The organism is Kitasatospora sp. NPDC001095, assembly GCF_053598615.1.
This window is the reverse complement of the sequence record NZ_JBSFKQ010000146.1, coordinates 1-1377: the sequence shown is the minus strand read 5'-3', so window position 1 is coordinate 1377 and position 1377 is coordinate 1. Positions and strand designations below refer to the sequence as shown.

Sequence of the window (1377 nt, the reverse complement as noted above, 5' to 3'; positions counted from 1 at the left end):
GGTCTGGGGTCTGGTGCGCTCGGCGCAGTCGGAGAACCCGGACCGGCTGGTGCTGGTGGACCTGGAGGCGGGTGCCGAGCTGCCGTCGGGCGTTGTGGAGTCCGGTGAGCCGCAGGTGGCGGTGCGTGGGGGTGTGGCGTTCGCGCCGCGTCTGGTGCGCGTCGCTACCGAATCGGACAACGGCGTGTCGCTGGGCGAGGGCCCGGTTCTCGTCACGGGTGGTACGGGTGGTCTGGGTTCGTTGGTGGCCCGGCACCTCGTCACGGCGCACGGGGTGCGGAGTCTGGTGCTGACCAGCCGCCGCGGCCTGGACGCCCCGGGCGCTTCCGAACTGCGTGCCGAGCTGGCGGGGTTGGGCGCCGAGGTGGACGTCGTCGCGTGCGACGTGTCCGACCGCGACGCTGTCGCGGCGCTGCTGGAGGGTCGTTCGCTGTCGGCGGTGGTCCACACCGCCGGTGTGCTGGATGACGGTGTGGTGTCGTCGCTGACGCCGGAGCGGCTGTCGGCGGTGCTGCGTCCGAAGGTGGACGCGGCGGTGATCCTGCACGAGCTGACGGCAGGGATGGACCTGTCGGCGTTCGTCCTGTTCTCCTCCGTGTCGGGCGTGTTCGGTGCTGCGGGGCAGGGTAACTACGCTGCGGCCAATGCGTTCCTCGACGCTCTGGCGGCCCGCCGTCGGGCCGACGGCCTGCCGGGCACGTCGCTGGCCTGGGGTCTGTGGGCCGAGGACGGCGGCATGGCCACCAGCCTGTCGGACGCGGACGTCCGTCGTCTGGCCCGAGCCGGCGTGGCGCCGCTGCGTTCGCAGGAGGGTCTGGCCCTGTTCGACGGTGCGCTCACGCTGGAGCGCGCCCTGGTCGTCCCGATGCACCTGGACCCGGTGGCCATGGTCGGCGGAGGTGAGGTCCCGCCTCTGCTGCGGGCCCTGGTGCGTGTGCCGCGCCGTCGGACCGCCGCGAGTGGCGGTTCCGCTGCCGCCGGTTCGCTGGCCGAGCGCCTGCTGGCCCTGCCGGTGGCGCGCCGCGACGAGGCCGTCCGCGAGGTGGTCCGTACGCAGGTGGCCGAGGTTCTGGGCTACGCATCGGCGGAGGGAGTCGATCTGACCCGCGCCTTCCGTGAGCTGGGCTTCGACTCGCTGACGGCGGTCGAGCTGCGCAACCGGATGAACGCGGCCACCGGTCTGCGTCTGCCGGCCACACTGGTCTTCGACTACCCGACGCCGTCCGCGCTCGCCGACTTCATCCGCGACGAACTCGTCGGTGAGGCCCCGGTGGTGGCCGAGGTGCTGTCCACGACCGCCGTGGACGAGCCGATCGCGATCGTCGGCATGGCCTGCCGCTACCCGGGCGGGGTCGCCTCGCCCGAGGACCTGTGGCA

The 1377-nt window shown here is 73.1% G+C and carries 1 protein-coding gene; it reads left to right on the top strand.

Translation table 11 applies throughout. From position 1 onward, the window contains the following. Positions 1-1377: type I polyketide synthase (locus ACWDBB_RS36205; RefSeq protein ID WP_449793652.1), on the top strand; the 1377-nt coding region annotated here is incomplete at both ends.